This window comes from Lysobacter sp. Root667, assembly GCF_001427715.1.
In the GTDB taxonomy this organism is placed as follows: domain Bacteria; phylum Pseudomonadota; class Gammaproteobacteria; order Xanthomonadales; family Xanthomonadaceae; genus Lysobacter.
Map to the genome: position 1 here is coordinate 412093 of NZ_LMHF01000014.1, position 25158 is coordinate 437250.

Genomic DNA, 25158 nt, shown 5'->3' on the forward strand with positions numbered 1-25158 from the left:
GCGCCGGCCGATGGCGGATCGGAATCGAACGGGCCCGCCGGCATGCGCCGCGCGGGCCTTGGTTTTTATGGCGTACTGGTTTGCCGCGCGCTAGACGGCGACCACCGGCTCGGACTCGGGCCCGGCCTCGGCTTCGCGCTGCTGCAGCATCCACATCTGCGCGTACACGCCGCCGCGGCGCAGCAGTTCGCCGTGCTCGCCGCGCTCGACGATGCGGCCGGCATCCATGACCAGGATCTGATCGGCGTCCATCACCGTCGACAGTCGGTGCGCGATCACCAGAGTGGTGCGGCCGACGCTGATCCGGTCGAGTTCGGCCTGGATCGCGCGCTCGGACTTGGAATCCAGGGCCGAGGTCGCCTCATCGAAGATCAGGATCGACGGATTCTTCAGCAAGGCCCGCGCGATCGCCACGCGCTGCTTCTCGCCGCCGGACAGTTTCAGGCCGCGCTCGCCGACCGGGGTGTCGTAGCCGTCGGGCAGGGCGGCGATGAAGTCGTGGATGTGCGCGGCGCGCGCGGCGGCTTCCACGTCTGCGCGCCCGGCTTCGGGCCGGCCGTAGCGGATGTTGTAGTAGATCGTGTCGTTGAACAGCACCGTGTCCTGCGGCACGATCGCGATCGCGCCGCGCAGCGAGGACTGGGTCAGTTCGCGCAGGTCGTGGCCGTCGATGGTGATGCGGCCGCTGTCGACGTCGTAGAAGCGGTACAGCAGCCGCGCCAGGGTCGACTTGCCGGACCCCGAATGCCCGACCACCGCGACCGTTCCGCCGGAGGCGATCTCGAAATCGATGCCGCGCAGGATTTCGCGACGCGGGTCGTAGCCGAAGCGCACCTCCTCGAATCGCACCCGCGGCCGGCTCGGCGCCAACGCGACCGCGCCGGGCGCGTCCTGGACGTCGTGACGCTCGTCGAGCAGGCCGAACAGCCGCTCCATGTTGGTCAGCGACTGCTTCACCTCGCGGTACATCATGCCCAGCATGTTCAGGGGCGCCGACAGCTGCAGCAGGTAGGCGTTGACCAGCACCAGGTCGCCGACCGTGAGTTCGCCGGCGACCACGCCGCGCGCGGCCAGCCACATCATCGCGGTCACGCCCACGGCGACGATCGCGCTCTGGCCCAGGTTGAGGATGGCCAGGGTCTTGGTCGACTTGACCCGCGCGTTCTCCAGCGAGCGCAGGTTGTCGTCGTAGCGCGCGGCTTCGTGAGCCTCGTTGTGGAAGTACTTGACCGTCTCGTAGTTGAGCAGCGAATCCACCGCGCGTTCGTTGGCGCGGGTGTCGGCCTCGACCGCGGCGCGGTAGTAGCGCGTGCGCCACTCGGTGACCGCGAAGGTCCAGGTGCCGTAGGCGACCAGGGTGATCAGGGTGATGCCGGCGAAGCGCCAGTCGTAGGCCCAGACCAGGACCGCGGTGACCAGGGTCACTTCCAGGACCACCGGCACGATCGAGTACAGGGTCCAGTCCAGCAGGTCGGTGATCGCGGTGCCGCCGCGCTCGACGTCGCGCGCCACGCCGCCGGTGCGACGGCTCAGGTGGAACTTCAGGCTCAGCCCGTGCAGGTGCCGGAACACCCGCAGAGTGACCTCGCGCGAGGTCCGCGCCATCACCCGCGCGAACACGATCTGGCGCAGCTCGCCGAACAGGGTGGTGCCGACGCGCGCGGCACCGTAGGCGACCAGCAGCGCGACCGGCAGCACCAGCAGGCTGGGAGCGACGTTGAGGCCGTCGACGATGCGCTTGAGCACCATCGGCACGGCCAGGTTCAACAGCTTGGCGGCCAGCACCATGCCCAGTGCGAGCAGGATGCGGCCGAGGTAGGGACGCAGGTAGGGCAGCAGCTCGGTGATGACGGAGAAGTCGTCGCGCGAGCCGGCGGCGCGCGCCACCGGCGCGACCTCGGTCTCCACGGGAGAGGGGGTGTTCATGCGGGAACCGGAGGGGGAATGGCGAGGAGGATAGGACCTCAATGGCGCTTGAGGTCAAGTTGCGCGTTCAGCATCGGCCGCCGACGCGGCGGTTTCGGCTGCCGACGGGTTCAGCGCAACCGCTGGCTTGCGCGCAGGCGCGATTCGCGCGCCTCGCCTGCGGGCGCGGCGCGAGGCGAGGGCGGCAGCGGCGCGGATTTCAGGGTTGGCGCGGTGCCGGCCGCCATGCCGGCGGGCGGATCCGCCGGCGGTATCAGCGGCTGCGAGCCGTTCATCGGCAGCGGGCCGAACACCTCGGGATTGAGCAGGCCGAAGGCATCGCGGCAGTTCAGCAGCGGGTAGCTGCGGCCGCGAAGCGCCGCGTCGTGCGCTCAGCGCCCGCCCGACGCCGCCCGCAACGGCGCCATCGGCCCGAGTTCGTCCGCCATCGCGCGCAGAGTTTCGATCGCCGAGCGCCGGCTCTCGTCGGCCACGCGCACGCGCCGGCGCCGGCCGTCGCTGCTCACCGCCAGCCAGCCCTGCTGCTCCAACTGGGCGACGTACTGCGAGGCCAGCGACACGCTGCAGCCGAGCAGACTGGACAGATCGCCGATGCTGAGCCCGGGCGTGCTGGCGGCGTAGAACAGGATCTGGCCGCGCTTGGGATTGCCGAAGGCCTCGGTCAGGGCCGAGGCCAGCGCCGCGGTGCGTTCGGTCGCGGCCGCGGCATGCGCGGTGATGCTGCGGCCGCGGCCGGATCCCGAGGCCGCGCCGATCTCGGGCAGGGCGTGCGCAGGCCAGGTGACGGGGAGGTTCATCATGGCAGCAGCCGGCCGGCGAACGCGCCCAGCGAGCGCGCGACCGAGCGCCACGAGCGCGCTTGTCCGATCACGCTGGCTTGCGGCAGCAGCGCGGCGAGCACGCGTTGCGCGTCGCGGCCTTCGCGCACCGCGCGCGCGAGCAGGTTGCGCTCGTAGTGCGCGAGCGCGGCCGCGATCGAGTCGCGATGACGCGGCGCGGTCAGCGCCTGCGCCAGTTCCAGCGCGTCGAGCAGCTCGCCGGCCTTGCAGTCGCGCAGCAAGGTCGGCGCCATCCGCGCCGAGGCGCCGAGCAAGGTCATCGCGCCGCGCTCGGCCCAGTAGCGGTCGGGTGCGCTGGTCAGCAGCGGGCGCGCGTTGAAGGTCGGTTCGGCGGCGTCGATCAGGCGCAGGAATTTGGGATCCCAGTGCGCGAGCTGCTGCTTGAGCAGAGCGCGCGCCTGCACCGGATCGTTCCAGTCCACGCCGCGTAGCGACCAGTCGCGCGGCACCCGCAGGGCGATGCGCAGATCCATGCCGCGCAGGCTGTTGCGCTGCAGGATCAGCGCCGCGTCCGGGTCGCGCACCGCCAGGCGGTCGCGGTCCAGCCACAACGCGATCCGCGGCACGCGCAGTTCCGGCAGCGGCAGTTGCGCTTCGACCAGGGTCACGCCCGAATAGCGCAGCCCGCTGCCGGTCGCGTACGGACGCAGCAGCGAGCAGGCGCCGTCCGCGCCGATCACCAGGTCGGCATTGGCGCGCGCGCCGTTGGCGAAGTTCAGGCGCTGGCTGCCGTCGTGGGCGCCGGTCAGCGAGGTGAAGCGGCGGCCCCAGAGCACGCTGCCGGGCAGCAGGCTGTTCAGCAGCAGATCGCGCAGCAGGCCGTACTCGATCCGCCATTGCAGGGCGGCGCGCGTGGGCAGGGCGCTGTCGCGTTCGCGCCGGCCCTGGGCATCGAGCAGGCGGGTGTAGCTGCGCTCGCGTTCGCAGCAGCGATCGAACAAGGGCCCCAGTTCGGCGCTGCGCAGCGCCTTGATCGCGGGTTCCTGGTCGATCGCCAGGGTGCGCCGGTACCAGGCCGGATCGCTGGCGCTGCGGGCCTCGTGGATCTCGACCTCGACCCCCTGGCGCTGCAGCAGCCGCGCCAGGCACAGGCCGCCGAGGCTGGCGCCGACGATCGCGACCTTGCGCCCCAGCAGCGGGAATCGGGCGTTACCTGCGCTGCGCGGCGCCGCCCTCACGGCTGCGCTGGACGCGGGCAGGGCGGCATCGGCCGGAGCGGCGCGTCGCAGGGCAGGGGATAACGGCAGCGTCGAAGGCATGCGCGGGATTCGGACCGTGGGGGCGGCGACCATCGAATCCTAGGCAGCGCAAGCCCCCAGCCGATTTCGGCTATCCATCGTTTTGTTTCACTGTGTTACAGAGCATGGGCCGCCACCCGCCTTCGGCTAACCTGCGCCCCATGGGATCCGCCTACGCCATCGCTGCGCCCACCGTCCTGGTCGTCGACGACGACGACACCATCCGTTCCATGCTGGCGCGGTTCCTGGGCGACCACGGCATGCGCGTGCTCGAGGCCGGCGACGGCGTCGGCATGGCGCAGCGCATGGCCGCCGAACCGGTCAGCGTGGTCCTGCTGGACGTGATGATGCCCGGCGACGACGGTTTCACCCTGTGCCGCAAACTGCGCAGCACCAGCCAGGTGCCGGTGATCCTGCTGACCGCGATGAACGGCGATACCGACCGCGTGGTCGGCTTGGAACTGGGCGCCGACGACTACATCGCCAAACCCTTCAACCCGCGCGAACTGTTGGCGCGTATCCGCGCCCTGTTGCGGCGCGCCGACGCCGACTGGCGCGGCACCGCGCGCGCGGGTTCCGAATACGCGTTCATGGGTTGGAAGCTCAACGCCCGCCATCGCAGCCTGGTGTCGCCGCAGGGCGCGCTGACCGATCTCACCAGCGGCGAGTTCGACCTGCTGCTGGCATTCCTGGAGCATCCGCAGCGCGTGCTCTCGCGCGATCAGCTGATCGACCTGGTCAAGGGCCGCGTGCTGACGCCGTTCGACCGCAGCATCGACGTCCAGGTCAGCCGCCTGCGGCGCAAGATCGAGGCCAGTCCGCAGCGCCCGAACCTGATCAAGACCGTGCGCAACGAGGGCTATATCTTCGCCGCCGACGTCAGCGTCGCCGGCGAGGCGCGCCCGCGATGAAGCCGCGCCTGTCGCTGGCGCGGATGCGCCTGGCGCCGCGGATCGCGATCGTGGTGCTGTCGACCATGGCGATGACGCTGCTGATCGACATCGCCATCGGCATGGCCCTGCGTTCGACCGGGCCGACCCTGGTCGACGAACAATCGCTGGTGCAGCAGGCCCTGGACGTGCGCAGCATGGTCGCCGGCCTGCCGCGCGCGCGCCGCGCCGCCGTGGCCGAACAGGCCACGCATGCGCGCAAGGTCGAGTTCGCCCTGCTGCCGCCCAGCGACGATCGCCACGGTCCGCCGCTGTCGGGTCTGATCGAAAGCATGCGCCGGCGCCTGGTCGAAAACCCCGACACCAGCGGCGGCGCCTATGCGGTATCGATGAACAACCTGCCCGACGAGCACGGCCGCGGCGTGCGCCAGGTGACCGTCGTGGTGCCGCGACTGGGCGCGGCGCGCGGCGAGATCCTGTCGGTCGCGGCACGGCCGTTCGTCGGCGTGTCGTCGATCTCGGCGCTGCCCTTGGCCGACAGGTTCGCGCGCCTGGCGCCGGTGGCGGATCCGGAGAACGCCGGGACCTTTACGAACGATGCGGGCATGCCCGAGCCGCCGCCGGTCGCCCTGCCGCCGGGCCTGATCGCGGCGGCACCGCCGCCTGCGGGTGCGATCGCGGTGGCACCGACGGAAGGTGCTGCGCCGAGCGCTTCCTGGGCCGCGCCGCCGCCCGAGGGCGCGCCGCAGATGATGCTGGTGCACGACGAGGCGGGGCTCCCGCCGATGCCCGACGTGGCGGTCCGTGCTCCATCCGAAGCGCGGACGGCGCTCTCGCCGCTGGGCCGGATCGGCATGATGCTGGGCTCGGGCGTCGGTCCGGCCTTCCTGGAAGGACTGCGCGCGGATGCGGCGCTGCCGCGCATGTCGGTCGCGATCGAGCTGCCCGACGGCGACTGGCTGCTGGCCAGTCCCGGGCGACCGAGTCCGCGCTGGCTGCAGCATCTGTTCAAGCTCAGCGGCATGGCCTTGCTGATCGTCGCGGTCGCCGGCCTGTCGGTGTGGACCGCGCGCAGCTTCCTGCAACCCTTGACCAAGCTGTCGCAGGCCGCCGAGCGCCTGGGCCGCGAGCGCGAGCCGACGCCGATCGAGGGCATGACCATCCCCGAATACGCCGCGATCGCGCACAAGTTCAACGAGATGCAGGTGCGGCTCAAGCGTTTCGTCGACGACCGTACCCAGCAGCTGGCCGCGATCTCGCACGACCTGCGCACGCCGCTCACGCGCATGCGCCTGTTCGCCGAGTACGTCGACGACGCCCATCGCGAACGCCTGCTGGGCGAGATCGCGCAGATGGAAACCATGATCTCCGGCTGCCTGGCCTTCGCCGGCGAGGACGCCAGCCTGGAGCCGCACCAGACCGTCGATCTGGCCTCGCTGCTGATCAGCCTCTGCGACGACGTCGCCGACGCTGGCGGCGACGCGCTCTACGATGGTCCCGATCACGCCTATCTGCCGTGCCAGCCGATCGCGATGCGGCGCGCCTTCGCCAACCTGATCGACAACGGCTGGCGTTACGGCGACCGCGTGCGGGTGTCGCTGCAGGAAACCGAATCGGCCTTGCGGGTGACCGTGACCGACGCCGGTCCCGGCATCGCGCCGGAGCAATACGAGCATGCGTTCGCGCCGTTCCGGCGCCTGGACGAAGCACGTGCCCGTCATGCCGGCGGTTCCGGCCTGGGCCTGTCGATCGCGCGCAGTGTGATCCGTGGCCACGGCGGCGACATCGCGCTCGCGCCGGGTGTGCAGGGCGGCTTGCAGGTGCGGGTCGAGTTGCCCAAACCGACCTGAACGCCGCACCGCGGCGGATCGCGCCGCGCATTGTGCCGATCCTGCCTGAGCCACGTTCGAGATGTTGCAGAAACGTGTGCGCATTCCATACGCAACATAAACGCAAACGCGACCGTTCGAATCAGTTCGAAGCGTGAGCGCGCGCGCATCGCAACACTCGACCGCGTCGCAAGACGACAGCAGGACGGTACGCGGGTGCAGGCGCAACGCCGCCGACGCGCACACGAACGACGGGCCGGATCGCCCTCCACTCCACCGCAGGCGACCGTCGCCCGCGCCGTCGGCGCACGCGCCGCGATGGCTTGCGCCCGAAGCCGCGCCGACGCGGCCAGGACCGACAGGGGCAGCGATGATGCAAAGCGACTATCACCACTACGGCAGCCAGGAAGGTTGGGAAAGCGTCGAAAGCGGGCAGCTGATCGACAGCGACCACGCTCCTTCCAACGACGGCTTCCAGCTCTATCTGGTACGCGACTTCGGTAGCGTGCGTGTGTCCGGCAGTTCGCCGTCCTACTGGCTGCAGTTGCGCGGCCGCTCGCGGATCGAGAGCTGCGAAGGCCGCTTCGCGCTCAATCGCGACCAGTGGATCGCGTTCGACCGCGACAGCGCACCGCGCATCGACGCCGAACGCCGCGGACTGATGATCGGATTCAGCTGCAAGCCTGCGCTGATGCGCGAGATCGAGCGCCATGCCCGCATCGACCTGATGCCCGGCGACGGCCGCGTCGACGCCGCGCAACGGCGCGCACTGGTGCGGCTGTGGCGGGGCTGTGCGACCGCCGCCCCGGCCCGCGGCCTGCCCAATCAGCGCTTGGCCGCGTTCCGCATGCTGCTGGCCTACGTGCACGAAACCCAGCACGAACTCGACGAACTGCTGGAGCGTTGCCCCGGACGCCGGCGCGCGCGCCAGCGTCAGGTGCTAGGTCGCCTGCAGCGCGCCAAGCTTTATCTGCGCGGCAATGCCCACCGCGTGGTGCTGATGGACGAACTCGCCCAGCTCACCAGCTTCTCGACCTGGTGGATCTCCAAGACCTTCCACGCCGTCTACGGCATCACCGTGCAGGCTGCCTGCGTGAACCAGCGCGTGCAGCAGGCCTGCGAACTGCTGCGCGAAAGCCGCCTGTCGATCGGCGAGGTCAGCCACGCCTGCGGCTTCGATTCGCCGTGCAGCTTCGCCCGCACCTTCCGTGCGCGCATGGGCTGCACCGCCAGCGAGTACCGCGCGCTGCAAGCCAGCGGCCAGAAATCCGCAAGTCCCGCGCCCGGTTTGCGCACCCGGATGCGGCTCGCCGCGCCGTAGTTTGGCCTGCGTTTAACGCGTCGATAACAAGGCGCGGACGCTACCACCACTACGAGGGGACATCGCTAGATGAAGCAGTACGCCACCACCTCCGCAGGCCGCCGCGCGCGGCTGCCGCTGGAAATCGCCATCGCGCTCGCGATCGCCGCACCCGTCGCGCAGGCGCAGGACCAGCCCGCCGCCGACGCCAAGGCGCCGACCGAGATCGACCGCATCCAGGTCACCGGTTCGCCGACATCGAAACTTCGCAGCCGATCTTCACCCTGACCCGCGCCGAGATCGACAAGCAGGGCGTGACCTCGGTCGCCGACGTGCTGCAGCGCATCTCCACCAACGGCGCCGCGCTCAACACCACCTTCAACAACGGCGGCGACGGCTCGGCCGGCATCAGCCTGCGCAACCTCGGTAGCGGTCGCACCCTGGTCCTGGTCAACGGCCGTCGCTGGACCACTCAGCTCGACGGCACGGTCGACCTCAATACCATCCCGGCCTCGATCATCGAGCGCGTGGAAGTGCTGAAGGACGGAGCCTCGACCATCTACGGCTCCGACGCCATCGCCGGCGTGGTCAACATCATCACCCGCCGCAACTTCGAAGGCGCCGAGGCCGGCGCCTACATCGGCCAGTTCGGGCAGGGCGACGGCATGCGCCAGGCCTACGACTTCAGCCTGGGCGTGAGCAACGGCACGGCCTGATTGCGCAGGGTCCGGAACCAGGTCGCCGGATCGTCGTCGAAAGCCTTCTCCAGCGCGTGGCCGGGTTCTTCGGCGGGCAGAGCAACACCGGCTTCCCGGGTTCGTTCGTCGATCCGCGCGACAACAAGCGCTACGTGCTCGGCAACAACAACAGCTTCGTTCCGTTCAGCTCCAATGTACACGGCTACAACACTGCGCCGGACAACTACCTGCTGACCCCGCAGGAGCGCAAGTCGCTGTTCGCGCAGGGCACCTTCGACATCACCGACAGCCTGACCTTCCGGGTCGAGACGCTGTACAACCAGCGCCTCTCCGAGCAGTTGCTCGCGGCCATGCCGGTCACCGGCCTGACCCTGAACAAGGACAGCATCTACAACCCGACCAAAGGCACCGCGGGCGCGCGCGACCTGATCAGCGTCAGTCGCCGCTTCCAGGAATCCGGCGGCCGCTCATTCAACCAGGACGTCAAGAACTTCCATTTCTACGGCGGCCTGGAGGGCTATTTCAACTTCGGTGAGCGTACCTTCGACTGGGACGTAGGCTACCGCTACGACCGCAGCGACGAGAACACGATCACCTACGGCCTGTTCAACCTGACCAACCTGCGCAACGCCTACGGCCCGTCCTTCGTCGACGGCGGCGGCGTGGCCCGTTGCGGCACGCCCACTGCGGTGGTCGCCGGCTGCGTCCCGATCAATCCGCTGGGCGGCCTGGGTTCGATCAGCAAGGAGGCGCTGGACTACGTCTCGTTCACCGCCCACGACTCGCGCAAGGTCGAATCCAAGAGCTATACCGCCAACATCAGCGGCGATCTGTTCGACCTGCCGGCCGGCCCGCTGGGTTTCGCCGCGGGCTATGAGCACCGCATCGAAAGCGGACAGTTCGACCCGGACGCGTTCATCGCCGCCGGCCTGAGCACCGGCAACGGCAGCAAGCCGACCGCGGGCAGCTATTCGCTCGACGATCTCTACGCCGAGTTCGCCGTGCCCGTGCTGGCCGACCTCCCATTCGCGAAGTTGCTGGATTTCTCCATCGCCACCCGTTATTCGGACTACAGCAACTTCGGCGACACGCTCAACAGCAAGTTCGGCTTCCGCTGGAAGCCGTTCGAAGACCTGCTGATCCGCGGCAACTGGTCGGAAGGCTTCCGCGCGCCCAGCATCACCAACCTCTATGGCGGCGACGCCGACACCTTCTCCAGCTACGCCGATCCGTGCTCCAGCCACTCGGGCAAGCGCAGCGACCCGACCGTCGCCGCGCGCTGCACCGCCGACGGCGTGCCCGCCGGCTACACCCAGTCCGGCAGCGGCTCGTCGCGGCAGACGGTGGAGGCGTTCACCAACAAGTCCAACCCGGACCTGCAGCCGGAAACCTCGGTCAGCAAGACCCTGGGCTTCGTCTACAGCCCGAGCTGGCTGCAGGGCTTCGACATCGCGGTCGACTGGTACCGGATCACCATCGAGAACGCGATCACCCGGCCGACCGCGCAGTTCGTGCTCGACAAGTGCTACTCCGGCACCGCCGGCGAACGCGCCGTGTACTGCGCCTTGTTCAAGCGCGACAACGCCTACCCGGGCAACCCCGGCACCATCACCGACATGGACCTGCCGCTGCTGAACCTGGCCGAGTACGAGGTCGAAGGCTACGACGTCACCGTCAATTACCGCCTGCCGGAAACCGCCTACGGCAAGTTCTCGATCACCTGGGACACCAGCTACACCGCCAACTGGGAAACCAAGACCACCAAGGACTCCAAGCCCGAGCAGCGCCAGGGCCTGTACCTGCCGCAGGACCCGTACTGGCGGATCAAGTCCAACCTGTATCTGGACTGGAGCAAGGGCGATTTCGGCGCGACCTGGGGCGTGCGCTACAAGTCCGGCATCGACGAGACCTGCCCGGCCTCGTTCAAGGCCTACTGCTCCAGCCCGGACACGCTGGAGAACCACCTGGGCGCGGTCACGTACCACGACATCCAGTTCCGCTACAACACGCCGTGGAACGCGACCGTCTCGATCGGCGCCAACAACGTGTTCGAGAAAGAGCCGCCGCTGGCCCTGACCGCGCCGTACAACCAGTTCGACCAGCAGTACGACGTGCCCGGTCGCTTCTACTACCTGCAGTACCGACAGCGTTTCTGAGTCGCGGGCCTGGCCTGCCGTCGCCGCCGCGGCCGTTCCGGTCGCGGCGGATCGACAAGACCCCGGTACCGAAGGTGCCGGGGTTATTCCGTCGGCGCCTCCCGCTCATCGACGCCGCGACCGCTGAGGATTGAGCGGCCATGGCCGCCGTGTCGTCAGAGCGCGAACACCACCGTCTTGTCGCCGTTGAGCAGGATGCGGTCGTCCAGGCAGTAGCGCAGCGCCTGGGCGAGCACGCGCCGCTCGACGTCGCGGCCGATGCGGATCAGGTCGGTCGGGGTGTGGTGGTGGCTGACCCGTTGCGTGTCCTGTTCGATGATCGGCCCTTCATCCAAATGCTCGGTGACGAAGTGCGCGGTGGCGCCGATCAGCTTCACGCCGCGCGCGTGCGCCTGATGGTACGGACGCGCACCCTTGAAGCCGGGCAGGAAGGAATGGTGGATGTTGATGCAGCGCCCGGCCAGCTTGGCCACCAGCGCGGGCGACAGCACCTGCATGTAGCGCGCCAGCACCACCAGCTCGGTGCCCGTGCTTTCGATCAGCGACGATAGCGCGGCTTCCTGCTGCGCCTTGTCGTCCCGCACGACCGGCAGGTAGTGGAACGGCAAGCCGTCCAGATCGAGGTGGCGGTAGCTCTCGCGCGGATGGTTGGCGACCACGGCGGCGATGTCCATCGGCAGCTCGCCGATGCGCCAGCGATACAGCAGGTCGCTCAGGCAATGGTCGAAGCGCGATACCAACAGCATCACCCGGCGCCGCTCGGCCAGGTCCCGCAGCTTCCAGTCCATGCCGAAATGATCGGCGACCATGCCCAGGTCCTGCTGCAGGCGGCCGTCGTCGATCGCGCGGCTGTGGTCGAACACCGTGCGCATGAAGAAGCGGCCGGTCTCCGGGTCGCCGAACTGCTGCGACTCGATGATGTTGGCGCCATGCATGAACAGACGGCCGGAGATCGCGCTGACGATGCCGATGCGATCCGGGCAGGACAGGGTGAGGACGTATCGGCTCGCGCTCATCGCAGGGTCCGTGGCGGCGCGGCCGCCGGTGTGGGGTAGCGGGCTGGCCTGCGATCTCGATCCGTTCGACATCGAAGACCAGGGTGGCGTTCGGCTCGATCTGGCGCGGCACGCCGAGTTCGCCGTAACCTTACGCGGCGGGGGTCCTGCACCGGTACTTGCTGCCGGTGGTCATCCGCATCATGCCCTCGTGCAGCCCGGGCATCACCTGGTTGAGCGGAAATTCGGACGGAAGGTCGAAGCTGCCTGGCGTTGGACATAAGGCTGCGTTCCAGCGGGCTGCGCACCAGCGCTGTGCGGCGGCCGGAGCAAAAACTTCACTTGGCCCATGCCTCTAGCCCTTCGAGAAAGGACTCCAGCTCCTCGCCCCATGTTCGTCCGATGCGGGCGAAATACAGGCTGATGTCCGGCGCTTCGCGCACTGCGCAGTCGTAGGTGCGCTGGATCGGGAGAGTCTCCAACCCGAAGGGTAGATCCGTGCCATCGAATTCCAAGTGAAACTTGTAGGCGCCGTTCGGCCTGGAAACTTCCCATACGCGGATAGGTTGCCGTCATCGCCGGACAATTCATCGATGATACGCCAATGACGCCTTTCCAAGTGGCTGCGAAGATCGTGTAGATGCGCTTGGCTCATGATTTATCGCCGCACAATTCCAGAATCAAGCTGCGCCGCGATAGCGGCATCGGCTGGAATGAACTGTCAGGCGACCAGCCCCCTGCGTTCAAGTATTCCACGCAGATGCTCAGCTTGTTCATGGTCGATGCCGGATATGCGTACGACGAAGTCATGGAACCATGGATTCGAGTGCGAAGCATCGAAATCGAACTCGATGTTGAGATCCTTCCCAAAACATGTCCCTGCCAGCTGCGCGATATCATCGCCGGCATCATCGAAGTTCCCTTTTCCGTAGCAGTCTTCGAGCAACCGAACGGGGATTCTCAGCTCCCGGGTGGCTTCCTTGTCTCGCATGATCATGCAGCGCCTGGTGTTTTGCTTCCCGGCTAGCCGGCGATCTCGAGCAGCTCGACATCGAAGACCAGGGTCGCGTTCGGCTCGATCTGGCCCGGTACGCCGTGCTCGCCATAACCTTGCGCGGCCGGGATCCAGAATCGGTACTTGCTGCCGGTGGGCATCAGCATCATGCCTTCGCGCAGGCCGGGCATGACCTGATTGAGCGGAAATTCGGAGGGATGGTCGATCGCATAGGTGTTCTCGAACTCCTTGCCGTCGAGCGCCGCGCCGACGTAGTTGACCCGCACCGTGGCGTCGGCCGCCGGCTTGGCGCCGTGGGCATCGCGGACCACCTGGTACTGCAGGCCCGATGCGGTCGTGACGATGCCTTGCTTGGCGCCGTTCCCGGCCAGGAAGTCGCGGCCGCGTTCCAGGTTCTTCTTGGCCAGTGCCGACTGCTCGGCCTTGCGCTTGTCCTGCAGCTGGCGCACGAAGTCCTTGCGGATCTGCTCGACCTGGGTTTCGTCCAGCAGCGGCTTCTTGCCGGCGTGCGCGGCGCGCAGGGCGGCCACGACGGTGTCGATGTCGACTTCGTCGCGGACCGGCGCCACCTGCTTGGCCAGATCCAGGCCGACCATGTAGCTGGTTCTGGCGCGGGCGTCGTCCAGACGTACGGGCGCCGCGTCGCTGGAGGCGGCTTCGTTACCGCTCTTGGGCTGGCATGCGACCAAGGCCGCCGGCAGCAGGACGATCAGGCAGGCGTGTGCGACACGGTTCATGGATTCGTTCTCTTCTGAGTGAAAGTTGCCACGGGCAGGCGACGCAGCGCCGAGCTCAATCGTCGACGGCGAATGTGACCATCATGCCCATGTCCTCGTGCTCCAGATTGTGGCAATGGAGCATGTAGCGCTGGATGCCGGAGTAGGGCTGGGCGAAATCGATCGCGATGCGGACGATCTCGCCCGGCCACACCACGACGGTGTCGCTCAGGCCCAGATCCTGCGGTCCCAGGCCCTGGCTGGTGACCTTGCGGCTGCGCACGTCGGGCGGGCTGATGCTGCGCGAGACCACGCGGAACTGGAAACCGTGCACGTGGATGGGGTGCGGCATGCTGGTCATGTTGTTGCGGATTTCCCAGACCTCGCGGCTGCCGCGCTTGACGGTGAACACCGGATCGTGGCCGACCTGATGGTAGTTCCAGTCGTTGATGAACCAGGTGCCCTGGTCGTCCATGCGCAGGCGGATCGGCCGCACCGGCCAGCCGTTGGTGTCGGGTGGTGGCGGCAATGCGCTCAGCGTCGCCGGCACCCTGATGGGCGCTGGCTTGGCCTGGCGTCGTTGCGTATCGCTGCAGGCGGCGACGCAGAACTGCATCAGGTCCAGCGCATCGCCCATCGGCGCCGCGCCCGGATGCTCGCCCATCGGATCGGGCGCGAACGCACCGGACTCGTCCTCGTTCTCCATCGCGACGTATTCCAGGCTGCGCAGCAGCACGCGGGCGCCAGCGGGCAAGGCGCCGAAATCGACCAGCACGTCGATGCGCTGTGCGGGCGCGAGAAACACATCGTCCAGCGTCCAAGCCTGCGCCAGCAATCCGCCGTCGGTGCCGATGAGCTGGAACGGCAGTGTGCGGCCTTCGTGCTCGAACCCGATCCGCAGCATGCGCGCGTTGGCCGCATTGACCATGCGCAGGCGGTACAGCGCCGGCAGCACTTCCAGGAAGGGTTCGGGCGTCCAGTTCACCAAGACGCGGTTGCCGATCCAGTCGTCCGCGCCCTGGCGATAGACGATGCCGTTGTCGGCGTCGACCTGCTTGTCGGCGATGAACAGCGGCAGGTCGCGTTCGCCCCAGCGCAGGCCTAGGCGTTCGCCGAGCGCGCGATCTTCCTGGTCCTCGATCCGCAGCAGGCCCGCCAACCCGCGCTGCAGCTGTTGGCCGGTACGTTCGTGCGGATGCGCGTGATACCAGTACAGCCCGGCACGATTGTCGATCCTGAACCGGTAGCGCGCCCGGCCGCCGGCAGCGACCGGATGCAGGCCGCTGCCGTCGTTGGCCTCGTCCACGCTCAGGCCGTGCCAATGGATGGTCGTGTCTTCCTGCAAGGCGTTGTCGAGCGAGACCTCGACCGTGTCGCCCTTGGCCGCGCGGAGCAGCGGATTGGCGACGGCATGGCCGTCGGCGTTGCCGGCGTAGTGCCAGACCAGGGTCGGCTTGCCGCCGAAGATCGGGAATGCCGCGGCGCGTGCGCTCAGCGCCAACGGCGCCGACAGCGCGACTTCGGCGAACAGGCCGTCGCGGCCCGGCAGGCGCAGCGGCGCCTGGAACGGCCGCGCGTTCGGCAGCCCGGGACCCGCATGCGAGTCCGGCGTCGCCGGCGCGGCGGCGTGATCGTGCGCGCGCTTGCGCCTGAGCAACCAGGGAGCGGCGGCCGCCAGCGAGGCTGCGGCGGCGAGTCCGACGAACAGGCGGCGACGCGTCGTGTCAGTCATGCAGGCTTTCTCACGCGCGCGTCCTGCACGCGGACCAGACAGCGCCGGTCGGTCGGCCCGGGCGCCGACACGCCCGCGCTGTCGCTTCGCGTCGCGGGCTTGGCCATGCCTCAGCCCAGCGCCTTCTTGACCAGCGCGCGGACCTTCTTTTCCTCGGCGGCGTCCAGCGACTGCAGCGCGAACGCGGTCGGCCACATCGCGCCGTCGTCCAGCTGGGCCACGTCGTTGAAACCGAAGGTCGCGTAGCGGCTGTTGAACTTGGACGCGGCCTGGAAGAAGCACAGGATCTTGCCGTCGTCGTTGGCGTAGGCGGGCATGCCGTACCAGGTCTTGGGGACCAGCGCGGGCGCGACCTCGGTGACGATCGCATGCAGCTTCTTGGCCAGCGCGCGGTCCGCCGGCGGCATCTCGGCGATCTTGGCGATCAGATCCTTTTCGCTCTCGGCCCGATTGGCCTGGGCCTTGAGTTCTTTCGCGCGCTCCTTCATCGCGGCGCGTTCTTCGGCCGAGAAAGCCTTGGATGCGGTCTGGCTTGCGGCAGCTTTCTTCTTCGCGGTCATGGGAATCTCCTTGTGCGATCGATGGCCGGAGGGGCAGGTCGCGTCGCCGGGCGGTGCCGGATCGGGCCGAGGCAGGGTAGCGGCGCAGGGGCGGCGAGGCCAGCGCCGCCCGCTGGCGAGACATCGAAAGCGAATGCTCCAGCACACTTCGTCGATGCGGACGTGATTGCCGGCGGGATCGCGGAACGCGCAGTCGCACCGTAAGGCTGCACCGTCGGCTCATGGACGACCTCGGCGCCGCTGGCCTGCAGGCGGTCGAAAATCGCGTCCGGTCCGGACAAGCCCCATGAAACTGCGGTTGTTGGAGCTTTGCGAGGGCCGGCGGGGGAGGGAGGCAGCGAAATGCGCACACAATATGTGACTGCTCCGAAGAGGCTTTGTGCTCAATGAGATTCCACAGGCCATTCATATACATGTCGGACGTGACAGTGAAACGAGCAGCCATGCCCTGGCCGACGCGCCGGGCACTGATGAATACGGCGCCTCCTGCAATAGGGTAATCAGCCGATAGCTGGCGGGGTCGGTCTTGAAGGCCTCATTCGTCGGCTCAGGAACGGCCTTGCTTGCGCCAGCGTCGTGAACGCCACGGCCAAGGCCATCGCATGCCGTAGGAACTCGCCGCCGGGTGCCGCGGCAAGGCCGGCTGATCTCAGGTCCCGCCGTAGCCCGGCGCTGGCGGGCGTTCGTTTCCGCGGCCGTGGCCGGTCGCGCGCCATTGCCGCAGCGCCGTGCGCAGCGGCAGCCACAGGCGGCGGTAGAACCACGAGACCACGCGTCGTGACGGCGGCACGCGCCGCGCCAGGCCTTCCTCGATGGTGTACACGCACGGCGGGCAGATGCCGCACGGCCGCCCGCGCAGGGGCGTGTGGCAGAACCATGTCAGCTCCATCAGCTCGCCCCAGCCCGCGGCGTTCGCCGCGCGGTCGATGCCGACCTTGTCGATATGGAACAACGGAAAGCTGAAGGAACCGAACAAGGTGTGTTCCGCCGACCCCGTGTGCGCGCGATCCACGCGCATGCTGCGATAGCCGGCCGGGTGCGCGAACTCCTGCGCGTATCCACGCAGCAACGCCTGCACCTTGTCGTCCACGTGCACGCACAGCTCCAGATCGGGCAGGGCCTGCTGCCGGCAGAACGCGGGCAACCATGCGTACTGGCTGCCGATGTAGCTGCGACGGCGGATCTCGCGCAATGCGGCGGCGATGTCGGGATCGACCGGAATCCCCTCCACCGCGAATCGGCGCAGCGGTTGCAGCAAGGCGCGAGTGTGCGGGTGCGATTCGCGCAGGGCGGCGGTGATGCGTTCCACCGTCTGGATTTCGCGCTGCGTCGAGGCGCGCGTGGGGTCTTCCAGGTAATACGGCACCACCTCGACGCGATGCTGCAGCAATAACTGCAGCAGCCGGAATGTCGAGTCCCAGCCGCCGGTCCACAGCAGGTTGACGGGCGAAGGCGTGCGGATGTCGTGCGCAGAGGTCATCGTGGGTCGCGTGCTTGCACGATAGCGGTGCAGTGGCGAGGCTCGCACGTCACGTGTAACGAAAGATGAACCGCAATTGTGGTTCGTGGATCGGATGTACGTGCGATGTGAAACATTTGTTGTAAAGCGTGCGCAGGATGTAGGAATTTCGCTTACATCGCGTTAAATCGCGACGTGCGTGTCAAAGCGACGTGAACCGAGCCGTCGTTTCCTGCGGGTATGCTCGGTCGCGACTCAGCGTCTATCCATTCACGCCGGATCGCGGCGATGCTGCGACCACCTCAACGGGCAGGGTGCATGTCATTGGAGAACAGCTTCCACACGCGCGCGGTTCCCTCGTTTCCGAGTATCGCGATGCATGCGGGCACATGGGACCGGGAGACCTTCTGGGCCTTCGCCGATCGGGCCAAGCAAGCGACCGAAGCATTGGCCGAGCAGAAGATGAGAGCGCTCACCCACCTGCCGGTCGACGCCCTGCGGCGGTTCTGCACGCAGTACCGCTTTTTCACCATCGACTACATCAGCGATCTCGCACTGCTGCTGGCCAAACTGCCGTTCGGCGGGCTGCGCAGCTTGCTCAGCCAGATCCTGTCGGAGGAGCTGGGCGAGGGCGACGCCGCCCGTGCGCATCCTGAAATTTACGACCGTTTCCTGGCCAGCATCGGCGTGCCGCGCGAGCAGATCGACACCGGCCTGCCGGCGAACCGCGCGATCCTCGGCGGCCTCACCGACGAGTTGCGCAAGCGCGGCCCTGCCTTCGGCGTGGGCCTGCGCGGCATGGGCGGCGAGTGCCTGTGCCAGACCTACCTTTCGGTGATGTTCGAACACCTGCGCCTGCATCCGTACATGCGCGAGAACGCCGATCGCATCGACTGGGAGTTCTGGACCATCCACACCGGCGAGGAAGACATCGTCCACGGCGAGCTCACGCGTGCGGCGATCGATGCCTACATTCGCGAAGACTCCTCGGTATTGCCCGAGCTGGCGCAAGGCTACGAACGCAGCATCACTGCCTGGAACCAGTTCTGGGAGAGCATCTTCGACGCGTGCGTGCCGCAGCGGAGGGTGGCTTCATGAGCGCGATCACGCAGTTCCATCTTGCCTTCCCGGTGCGGGACCTGGACGAAGCGCGGCATTTCTATGGCGAGCTGATCGGCTGCCCGCAAGGGCGCAGCGATGTGTCGTATCAGGACTTCGATTTCTTCGGCCATCACCTGGTGGCGCATATCGCGCCGGACGGGAAACCGCTGCAGGTCGGGCGCTTCGACGGCGAGGCGGTGCCGATTCCGCACTTCGGCATGAACCTGGATCGTCGGGCATGGGAGACACTGGCCCGCCGCCTCACCGATGCCGGCATCAAGTTCGAGGAAGAACCGCACCTGCGCCTGAAAGGAAAGCCAGGCCAGCATGTGACGATGTTCTTCTTCGATCCCTCGGGCAACGCGCTGGAATTCAAGTCCTTCGACGACCCCGAGCAGACCTTCATCCCGTAAAGGACGCCCCATGCGCGAGGCAAGCGTACACGATGCCGGCGCGACCAGCGCACAGCGTCAGGAAGCGCCATCGTCTTCATCGGCCATGCGCGACGACCGCGCGCACGTGCTGCATTCGTGGTCGGCCGCGGGCGCGAACGATCCGGTCGTCGTGACGGGCGCATCCGGCGCGCACTTCCAGGACGAGAGCGGCCGCCGTTATCTGGATTTCTCCAGCCAACTGGTCAACGTCAACGTGGGGCATCAGCATCCCCGGCTGATCGCCGCCATCCAGGCGCAGGCCGCGACGCTGTGCACCATCGCGCCCTACCACGCGAACGCGGCGACCAGCGAAGCGGCTCGATTGATCGCGGAAGTCGCACCTGGCGATCTCAACCGCGTGTTCTTCACCAACGGCGGCGCCGAAGCGGTGGAGAACGCGATCCGCATGGCGCGCCTGCACACCGGGCGGCACAAGGTGCTCACCGCCTACCGCAGCTATCACGGCGCCACCTCCGGGGCGATCGCCGCCAGCGGCGACCCGCGCCGCTGGCCGTCCGAGCCTGGCGCGCCGGGCATCGTGCGTTTCTGGGGTCCGTACGCGTACCGCTCGGCCTTCCATTCGGCCGACGAGGCCGAGGAATGCGAGCGCGCACTCAAGCACCTGGCCGACACGATCGCCCTGGAAGGCCCGCGCGGCATCGCCGCGATCCTGCTGGAAAGCGTGGTTGGCGGAAACGGAGTGCTGGTGCCGCCCGACGGCTACCTGCTCGGCGTGCGCGAGCTGTGCGATGCGCACGGCATCGTGATGATCGCCGACGAAGTGATGGTCGGCTTCGGCCGTTGCGGCGCGTGGTTCGCGATCGATCGCTGGAACGTCGCGCCCGACCTGATCACCTTCGCCAAGGGCGTCAACTCCGGCTACGTACCGCTGGGCGGCGTGATCATGAGCGAGGCGATCGCCGGGAGCTTCACCCAGCGCCCGTATGCCGGCGGCCTGACCTACTCCGGCCATCCGCTCGCCTGCGCAGCGGCGGTGGCGTGCATCGGCATCTACCGCGACGAAGGCTTGATCGAACGTTCCCGCACACTCGGCGAAACCGTGCTGGGCCCGGCATTGCGAGCGATGCGGCAAGGGCATCCGTGCGTGGGCGACGTGCGCGGGCTGGGCATGTTCTGGGCGCTGGAACTGGTGCGCGATCGCGGCACGCGCGAACCCCTGGTCCCGTTCAATGCCAGCGGTGAGGCGAACGCCCCGATGGCCGCGCTGGCGAAGGAATGCAAACGCCTCGGCCTGTGGCCCCTGCCGATGGGCAACCGCCTGCACGTCGCGCCACCGCTGAACATCGCCGAGGACGAACTGCGCGAGGGGCTGTCGATCATCGACGAAGCGCTGCACGTCGCGGACCGGTATTGCGCCGGATAAGCCGATCCCAGCGGATCGCAGAAACGCGAAAGCCCCGGCGAGCCGGGGCTTTGCGTCTGGAACGAATGGTGGAGCGGAAGGGGATCGAACCCTCGACCTTCGCATTGCGAACGCGACGCTCTCCCAGCTGAGCTACCGCCCCACGTAAGGTTAAAAGTGTAGCGGCCCGGGCGCGGGTGCGCTAGTCCTGGGCCGCCAGCAGCGGGGTCAGGCCGGGCTCCAGCGCGGTGCGGCGCCAGCCGGACAGGGCGTCGGGCCAGTCGCCGTGGTCGAGCAGGGCTTCCAGCCAGCGGCGCGAAGCGAGCACGCCGTCGGGCAGGCCGAGTTCGGCGCTGCGCGCGGCGACTGCGTCCTGCAGTTTGCGCAGGCGCTGTTTGTCGCGGTTCTCGCCGACCGATGCGTCCGGCGCCTGGTCCTCGTCGGCCAGGACGGTGCTCAGTGCGGTCCAGACCGCGTCGCCGAGCTTGCGCGGCGCTTTCGGGTGGGCGTCGAGCTGCGCTTGCAGCAGGTCGCGGTCGGCGGGATTGGAGCGGGCGATTGCGACCGCGAGTTCGTTGTCCAGGATCCAGCTGCGCGGGCGGTCGTGGTCGCGCGCGTAGGCGTCGCGCCAGCGCAGCAGGCGCAGCAGGCGGCGCTGGGCGTTGCGGTCGAGGAACTGGGCGCTGCGCATGCCCAGGTGCGGCCAGGGCTCCAGGCCTTCGTGTTCGGCGTTGTGGATGGTGCGCTGGGCGTCTTCGACCAGCCATTCGCGGCGGCCGAGCAGGCCGAGCTGGCCGTCGAGCGCATCGTGCATCGCGAACAGGTGGCGGACGTCGTCGGCGGCGTATTCCAGCTGAGCCGGCGACAGCGGGCGGCGCAGCCAGTCCGAGCGGGTCTCGCCCTTGGCCAGGGTCACCCCGGTGAGCTGTTCGACCAGTTTCTGGTAGCCCAGTCCGCCGCCGATGCCGGCCAGCGCGGCGGCCAGCTGGGTGTCGAACAGGGGCTTGGGCACGACCTGGCAGGCGTGCTTGAACGCGACCAGGTCTTCGCTGGCGCTGTGCATGATCTTGAGGATCGCGGTGTCGGCCAGGATCGGCGCCAGCGCCTGGGTCATGCCCGGTTTGAGCGGATCGACCAGCAGGATCTCGTCGCCGACTGCGATCTGCACCAGCGCCAGCTGCGGCCAGTAGGTGCGCTCGCGGATGAATTCGGTGTCCAGGCCGATGCGGGCCGGCCGGGTGGCGAAATGTTCCTGCAGGGCGGCAGGCTGTGAGATCCAAATGGGCATGGTGATCTGAACGTGTGCGGGACGGTGCGGCGGCGCCGGCGCGACGAAGTTGCCGCGGCGGGCGACAATAGCCTACTTTCGCCCGATCCGGGCCCGCACCGGCCGGTGCGGCCCCGGCCCGGCCCGGTCGAATCGCTGGATAGAGCTGGCTGGACAAAGCTGCGGAGGACGTTTGCGCGCACTGGCATTGGCAGGTTTGACGTCGGTCTTGCTGTTCGCGGGTTGTACGCGCGAGCCGGCGGCGCCGGCCACGCCGGGCGCGGGCGCCGGGCGCACGCCGATCGTGACCATCAGCGCTGACCAGGCGGTGTCGCCGGTGCCGGCGTGGCGGCCGCCGCCGGTCGAGGTCAGTCAGGCCAACGCCAAAGCGCTGATGAGCCGCGCCGATGCCGCGCTGGCCGCCGGCGCGCTGTACGCCGACGCCGATTCGGCGATCCCGATCTACTACGCGCTGGTGCAGTACGCGCCCAACGACGCCCGGTTCGCGGCGGGGTTCGAGCGCGCCCTGGCGATGCTGATCGTGCAGGGCGACCAGGCCCTGTCCGAGATCGACGACGACCCCTTGCGCCTGCGCGGCGCGCACGAGGCGGCCGCGGTCGCGCGCGCGGTCGCGCCGGAGAACAAGAAGGTCGACGCCTACCTGCAGCGCGTCGATCGCGCCGATCAGGCCCAGGAAGCCAACCGCCTGGGCGAAGGCGAACTCAACGCCGGCCGTATCGGCGAAGGCGACGTAAACGGAAGCGGCAAGGGCGGGGCGCTGGCCTATTTCCGCGAAGCGCTGTCGCTGCGCCCCGGCGACGTACGCGCCAGCCAGGGCATCGCCGCGGCCGAAAGCGCGCTGATCCGCCGCGCCGAGATCGCCGCCGACCGCGACGACTACGCCGGTGCCGAGCGCTGGCTGGCGCTGGCCGCGCAGGTGCGGCCGAAGATGAACACCGCCGCCGACGCGCAGGGCCGCATCGCCACCCAGCGCGCCGCGCGCGTGGGCCGCCTGCGCGACCTCGGCCTGGCCGCGCTCACTCGCGAACGCGGTATCGAACAGGCGCGCGAGCTGCTGGGCAACCTGCTGCGGATCGCGCCGGCCGGCGATCCGGCGGCGGTCGAACTGCGCGAGCGCATCGACCTGGCCACCCATTACGGCCTGTTCCGCCCGGGCCAGACCTTCACCGAGGCGATGCAGAGCGGCGGTCGCGGCCCGGCGCTGGTGGTGATCCCGCATGGCGCGTTCCGGATGGGCGCCGAGGCCGAAGAGGCCGGCTCCAGCGACGCCGAGCGGCCGACCCGCAACATCCGCTTCGACCGCGGCCTGGCGGTCTCGCGCACCGAGATCACGGTCGGCGAATTCCGCCGCTTCATGAACGCGACCAAGCACCGCGCGCGTGCCAGCCGGCGCGGTTATTCCACCGCCTACGACGAGCGCAGCGGCAACCTGGTCCGGCGCGGCAACGTCGACTGGCAATCCGACTACGCCGGCCGCCCGGCCGCCGACGATATGCCGGTGGTGCACGTCAGCGCCAAGGACGCGATGGCCTACGCGGCCTGGCTGTCCAAGCAGACCGGCCACCATTACCGGCTGCCGAGCGAGGCCGAGTTCGAATACATGCTGCGCGCCGGCAGCGTCCAGGCCTATCCCTGGGGCGAGGGCGCGCCGCTGACCCGGGTCGACAACCTGACCGGCGCCCTGGACGCCTCGCCGACCGGCCGGCGCTGGAACAACGCCTTCGCCGGCTATGGCGACAACGCCTGGGGGTCGACGCCGGTGGGACGCTACCGCGCCAACGCGTTCGGGCTGCACGACGTCGCCGGCAACGTCAGCGAGTGGGTCGGCGACTGCTGGCACGACAGCTACCGGCGCGCGCCGCGCAACGGCGAGGCCTGGGTCAATCCGGGCTGCCGCACGCGCGTGCTGCGCGGGGGCTCCTGGGCGAGTTCGCCGGCGCAGACGCGCTCGGCCTGGCGCCAGGGCAGCGACGCCGACACCACCAGCGCGCGGATCGGCTTTCGCGTGGTGCGCGATATCTGACACGATGGGCGCCAGCGGGACGGGAACCACCGGACCGGCGGCGCCACCAGGCAGGACGGAGGAACTGAGATGAGGATCGACCCCTTCGGTAACGCGCAGCAGCAGGGCGGACAGCGGCGCGGCTTCGGCGGCATCCGCTGGTGGATCCTGATCCTGTTCGCGGGCTACGCGGCCTGGTCCTGGTTCGGCAGCGCCCAGACCGATCCCTACACCGGCGAGAAAGCGCACTACGGCGCCAGCGCCGACGAGGAAGTGCAGCTGGGCGCGCAGGCCTTCCAGCAGGTGCTGGGCGACGCCAGCCAGCAGGGCGCGCTGGTGCCGGCCAACGACAAGGTCAGCCTGCAGGTGCGCGAAATCGCTCAGCGCCTGATCAACCGCGTGCCGCAGGTCACCGCCGATATGGCCGCGCAGCACCAGCAGCAGGCGCCGACCGACTACCAGGGCTTCAAGTGGGACGTGGCGGTCATCAATTCCCAGGAAGCCAACGCCTTCTGCCTGCCCGGCGGCAAGATGGCGGTGTACACCGGCCTGCTGCCGATCGCCGAGAACGAGAGCGCGCTGGCGGTGGTGATGGGCCACGAGATCGCGCACGCGCTGCTGCGCCACGGTTCGCAGCGCATGGCCCAGCAGAAGCTGGTGCAGATGGGGCAGATGGCCGCGGGCGTGGCGCTGGGCGGGATGGACCCGCAACAGCAGCAGGCGGTGATGGGCGCGCTCGGCGCCGGCGCGCAATACGGCTTCGTGCTGCCGTACGGGCGCAATCACGAGACCCAGGCCGACCAGGTCGGTCTGATGCTGGCGGCGGCCGCGTGCTACGACCCGCGTCAGGCGATCCCGCTGTGGCAGCGCATGGAGCAGTTGGGCGGCGGGCAGCGTCCGCCGGAGTTCGCTTCGACGCATCCGGATCCGGCCAACCGGATCCAGGTGCTGCAGTCCTTGATGCCGCAGGCGGAGCAGTACTACCAGAAGTATTGCCAGGGGCAGCCGCCGCTGAAATAGGCGGCGTTGGGTCGGGGAGGCGCGCGCCGTCGCGATTTCCGCTCTGGCCTTGGGGTAGGAGCGGCGTAAGCCGCGACCGCGAACTTCGGCTGCTAGCGGGGTTTCGCTACGGCTCTGCTTTCTGTGGGAGCGGCGTAAGCCGCGATTGCGAATTCCGCTTGCTGCGTTGGTTTCGTTCTTAAGCAACAGCTTCCGCCCGCTGCGCGYGYGGGYCACTTTCTCTTGCCACYCGCCTTGGGGTAGGAGCGGCGTAAGCCGCGACCGCGACCTTCGGCTGCCGCGCTGGCTTCGATTCGGATCGGCTTCGCTTTCTGCTTTCTGTGGGAGCGGCGTGAGCCGCGATCGCGAAYTCCGGCTGCTGCGTTGGTTTCGTTCTTAAGCAAAAGCTTCCGCCTGCTGCGCATGCGTGCCACTTTCTCTTGCCACCCGCCTTGGGGTAGGAGCGGCGTGAGCCGCGACTGCGACCATCGGCTACCGCGCTGGCTTCGATTCGGATTGGCTTCGCTTTCTGCTTTCTGTGGGAGCGGCGTGAGCCGCGATCGCGAATTCCGGCTGCTTTGCTGGTTTCGTTCTTAAGCAACAGCTTCCGCCCGCTGC

Annotated in this window: 20 protein-coding genes, 1 tRNA gene and 1 pseudogene; 10 read left to right on the forward strand and 12 right to left on the reverse strand. The window is 68.6% G+C overall.

Translation table 11 applies throughout. From position 1 onward, the window contains the following. Positions 1 to 90: 90 nt before the first annotated feature. From ASD78_RS17360 to ASD78_RS17375, 4 genes are all read right to left on the reverse strand, one after another. Complete coding sequence (locus ASD78_RS17360) at positions 91 to 1926, reverse strand: ABC transporter ATP-binding protein/permease (protein ID WP_056103697.1); 1836 nt, start codon at positions 1924 to 1926, stop codon at positions 91 to 93. Positions 1927 to 2036: 110 nt separating this feature from the next. Then, complete coding sequence (locus ASD78_RS17365; RefSeq protein ID WP_156087845.1) at positions 2037 to 2201, reverse strand: hypothetical protein; 165 nt, start codon at positions 2199 to 2201, stop codon at positions 2037 to 2039. Positions 2202 to 2297: 96 nt separating this feature from the next. Continuing rightward, positions 2298 to 2726, reverse strand: a complete 429-nt coding sequence (locus tag ASD78_RS17370; protein ID WP_156087846.1) for a winged helix-turn-helix domain-containing protein — start codon at positions 2724 to 2726, stop codon at positions 2298 to 2300. Then, on the reverse strand, positions 2723 to 4024 hold the full coding sequence (locus ASD78_RS17375) for an FAD-dependent monooxygenase (protein ID WP_056103707.1): 1302 nt from the start codon (positions 4022 to 4024) through the stop codon (positions 2723 to 2725). The genes ASD78_RS17370 and ASD78_RS17375 overlap by 4 nt, the downstream gene beginning before the upstream one ends. 140 nt (positions 4025 to 4164) lie before the next feature. Between ASD78_RS17375 and ASD78_RS17380 the strand changes: the two genes are divergently transcribed. The 4 genes and pseudogenes from ASD78_RS17380 (at position 4165) to ASD78_RS17395 (ending at position 10876) form a co-directional block, all read left to right on the forward strand. Then, the gene (locus ASD78_RS17380) at positions 4165 to 4914 is read left to right on the forward strand and encodes a response regulator (protein WP_055909863.1); all 750 of its coding nucleotides are present in this window, start codon (positions 4165 to 4167) and stop codon (positions 4912 to 4914) included. Further along, positions 4911 to 6743 carry an ATP-binding protein gene (locus ASD78_RS17385; RefSeq protein WP_056103710.1) on the forward strand — a complete coding sequence of 611 codons (1833 nt, stop codon included), beginning with the start codon at positions 4911 to 4913 and terminating at the stop codon, positions 6741 to 6743. The genes ASD78_RS17380 and ASD78_RS17385 overlap by 4 nt, the downstream gene beginning before the upstream one ends. Before the next feature lie 349 nt (positions 6744 to 7092). Next, positions 7093 to 8043, forward strand: a complete 951-nt coding sequence (locus tag ASD78_RS17390) for a helix-turn-helix transcriptional regulator (protein ID WP_056103713.1) — start codon at positions 7093 to 7095, stop codon at positions 8041 to 8043. Positions 8044 to 8184: 141 nt separating this feature from the next. Continuing rightward, positions 8185 to 10876 (forward strand): annotated as a pseudogene (locus ASD78_RS17395) (TonB-dependent receptor). A 155-nt stretch (positions 10877 to 11031) separates the two neighbouring features. Here the strand turns inward: ASD78_RS17395 and purU are convergent. After that, complete coding sequence (gene purU / locus ASD78_RS17400) at positions 11032 to 11892, reverse strand: formyltetrahydrofolate deformylase (protein WP_056103714.1); 861 nt, start codon at positions 11890 to 11892, stop codon at positions 11032 to 11034. 317 nt (positions 11893 to 12209) lie between these two features. Continuing rightward, on the reverse strand, positions 12210 to 12353 hold the full coding sequence (locus ASD78_RS20925) for a hypothetical protein (protein WP_156087848.1): 144 nt from the start codon (positions 12351 to 12353) through the stop codon (positions 12210 to 12212). A 158-nt stretch (positions 12354 to 12511) separates the two neighbouring features. On the opposite strand from ASD78_RS20925, the gene ASD78_RS20930 reads away from it, so the two are divergent. Then, the gene (locus ASD78_RS20930) at positions 12512 to 12898 is read left to right on the forward strand and encodes a hypothetical protein (RefSeq protein ID WP_156087849.1); all 387 of its coding nucleotides are present in this window, start codon (positions 12512 to 12514) and stop codon (positions 12896 to 12898) included. Here ASD78_RS20930 and ASD78_RS17410 read toward each other — a convergent pair. From ASD78_RS17410 to ASD78_RS17425, 4 genes are all read right to left on the reverse strand, one after another. Further along, the gene (locus ASD78_RS17410; RefSeq protein WP_056103720.1) at positions 12895 to 13623 is read right to left on the reverse strand and encodes an FKBP-type peptidyl-prolyl cis-trans isomerase; all 729 of its coding nucleotides are present in this window, start codon (positions 13621 to 13623) and stop codon (positions 12895 to 12897) included. The genes ASD78_RS20930 and ASD78_RS17410 overlap by 4 nt on opposite strands. 55 nt (positions 13624 to 13678) lie before the next feature. Further along, the gene (locus ASD78_RS17415; RefSeq protein ID WP_056103723.1) at positions 13679 to 15334 is read right to left on the reverse strand and encodes a multicopper oxidase domain-containing protein; all 1656 of its coding nucleotides are present in this window, start codon (positions 15332 to 15334) and stop codon (positions 13679 to 13681) included. 110 nt (positions 15335 to 15444) lie between these two features. Continuing rightward, complete coding sequence (locus tag ASD78_RS17420; RefSeq protein WP_055909895.1) at positions 15445 to 15894, reverse strand: DUF1801 domain-containing protein; 450 nt, start codon at positions 15892 to 15894, stop codon at positions 15445 to 15447. Between the two features lie 649 nt (positions 15895 to 16543). Continuing rightward, on the reverse strand, positions 16544 to 17374 hold the full coding sequence (locus ASD78_RS17425) for a hypothetical protein (protein WP_056103726.1): 831 nt from the start codon (positions 17372 to 17374) through the stop codon (positions 16544 to 16546). A gap of 219 nt (positions 17375 to 17593) precedes the next feature. Between ASD78_RS17425 and ASD78_RS17430 the strand changes: the two genes are divergently transcribed. Genes ASD78_RS17430 through ASD78_RS17440 form a run of 3 tightly spaced genes read left to right on the forward strand, consistent with a single transcriptional unit; the run spans position 17594 to position 20272 of the window. Beyond that, positions 17594 to 18451, forward strand: a complete 858-nt coding sequence (locus ASD78_RS17430) for an iron-containing redox enzyme family protein (RefSeq protein ID WP_082575685.1) — start codon at positions 17594 to 17596, stop codon at positions 18449 to 18451. Next, on the forward strand, positions 18448 to 18867 hold the full coding sequence (locus ASD78_RS17435; protein ID WP_056103731.1) for a VOC family protein: 420 nt from the start codon (positions 18448 to 18450) through the stop codon (positions 18865 to 18867). Before ASD78_RS17430 ends, ASD78_RS17435 begins: the two co-directional genes overlap by 4 nt. Before the next feature lie 10 nt (positions 18868 to 18877). Then, positions 18878 to 20272 (forward strand): aspartate aminotransferase family protein, encoded by a 1395-nt coding sequence (locus ASD78_RS17440; protein WP_082575686.1) that lies wholly within the window; start codon positions 18878 to 18880, stop codon positions 20270 to 20272. A 66-nt stretch (positions 20273 to 20338) separates the two neighbouring features. Here ASD78_RS17440 and ASD78_RS17445 read toward each other — a convergent pair. Then, positions 20339 to 20414: transfer RNA gene (locus ASD78_RS17445), tRNA-Ala, on the reverse strand. Between the two features lie 39 nt (positions 20415 to 20453). Beyond that, positions 20454 to 21539, reverse strand: coding sequence for a ribonuclease D (rnd, locus tag ASD78_RS17450; protein WP_056103738.1), 1086 nt, complete (start codon positions 21537 to 21539; stop codon positions 20454 to 20456). Between the two features lie 283 nt (positions 21540 to 21822). Here rnd and ASD78_RS17455 point away from each other — a divergent pair, with 283 nt between their 5' ends. Both ASD78_RS17455 and ASD78_RS17460 read left to right on the forward strand, forming a co-directional pair. Then, entirely contained in the window at positions 21823 to 23562 is a 1740-nt protein-coding gene (locus ASD78_RS17455; protein WP_235566525.1) for a formylglycine-generating enzyme family protein, read from the forward strand. A 69-nt stretch (positions 23563 to 23631) separates the two neighbouring features. Continuing rightward, positions 23632 to 24561, forward strand: coding sequence for a M48 family metallopeptidase (locus ASD78_RS17460; protein ID WP_055909907.1), 930 nt, complete (start codon positions 23632 to 23634; stop codon positions 24559 to 24561). Positions 24562 to 25158: the final 597 nt, after the last annotated feature.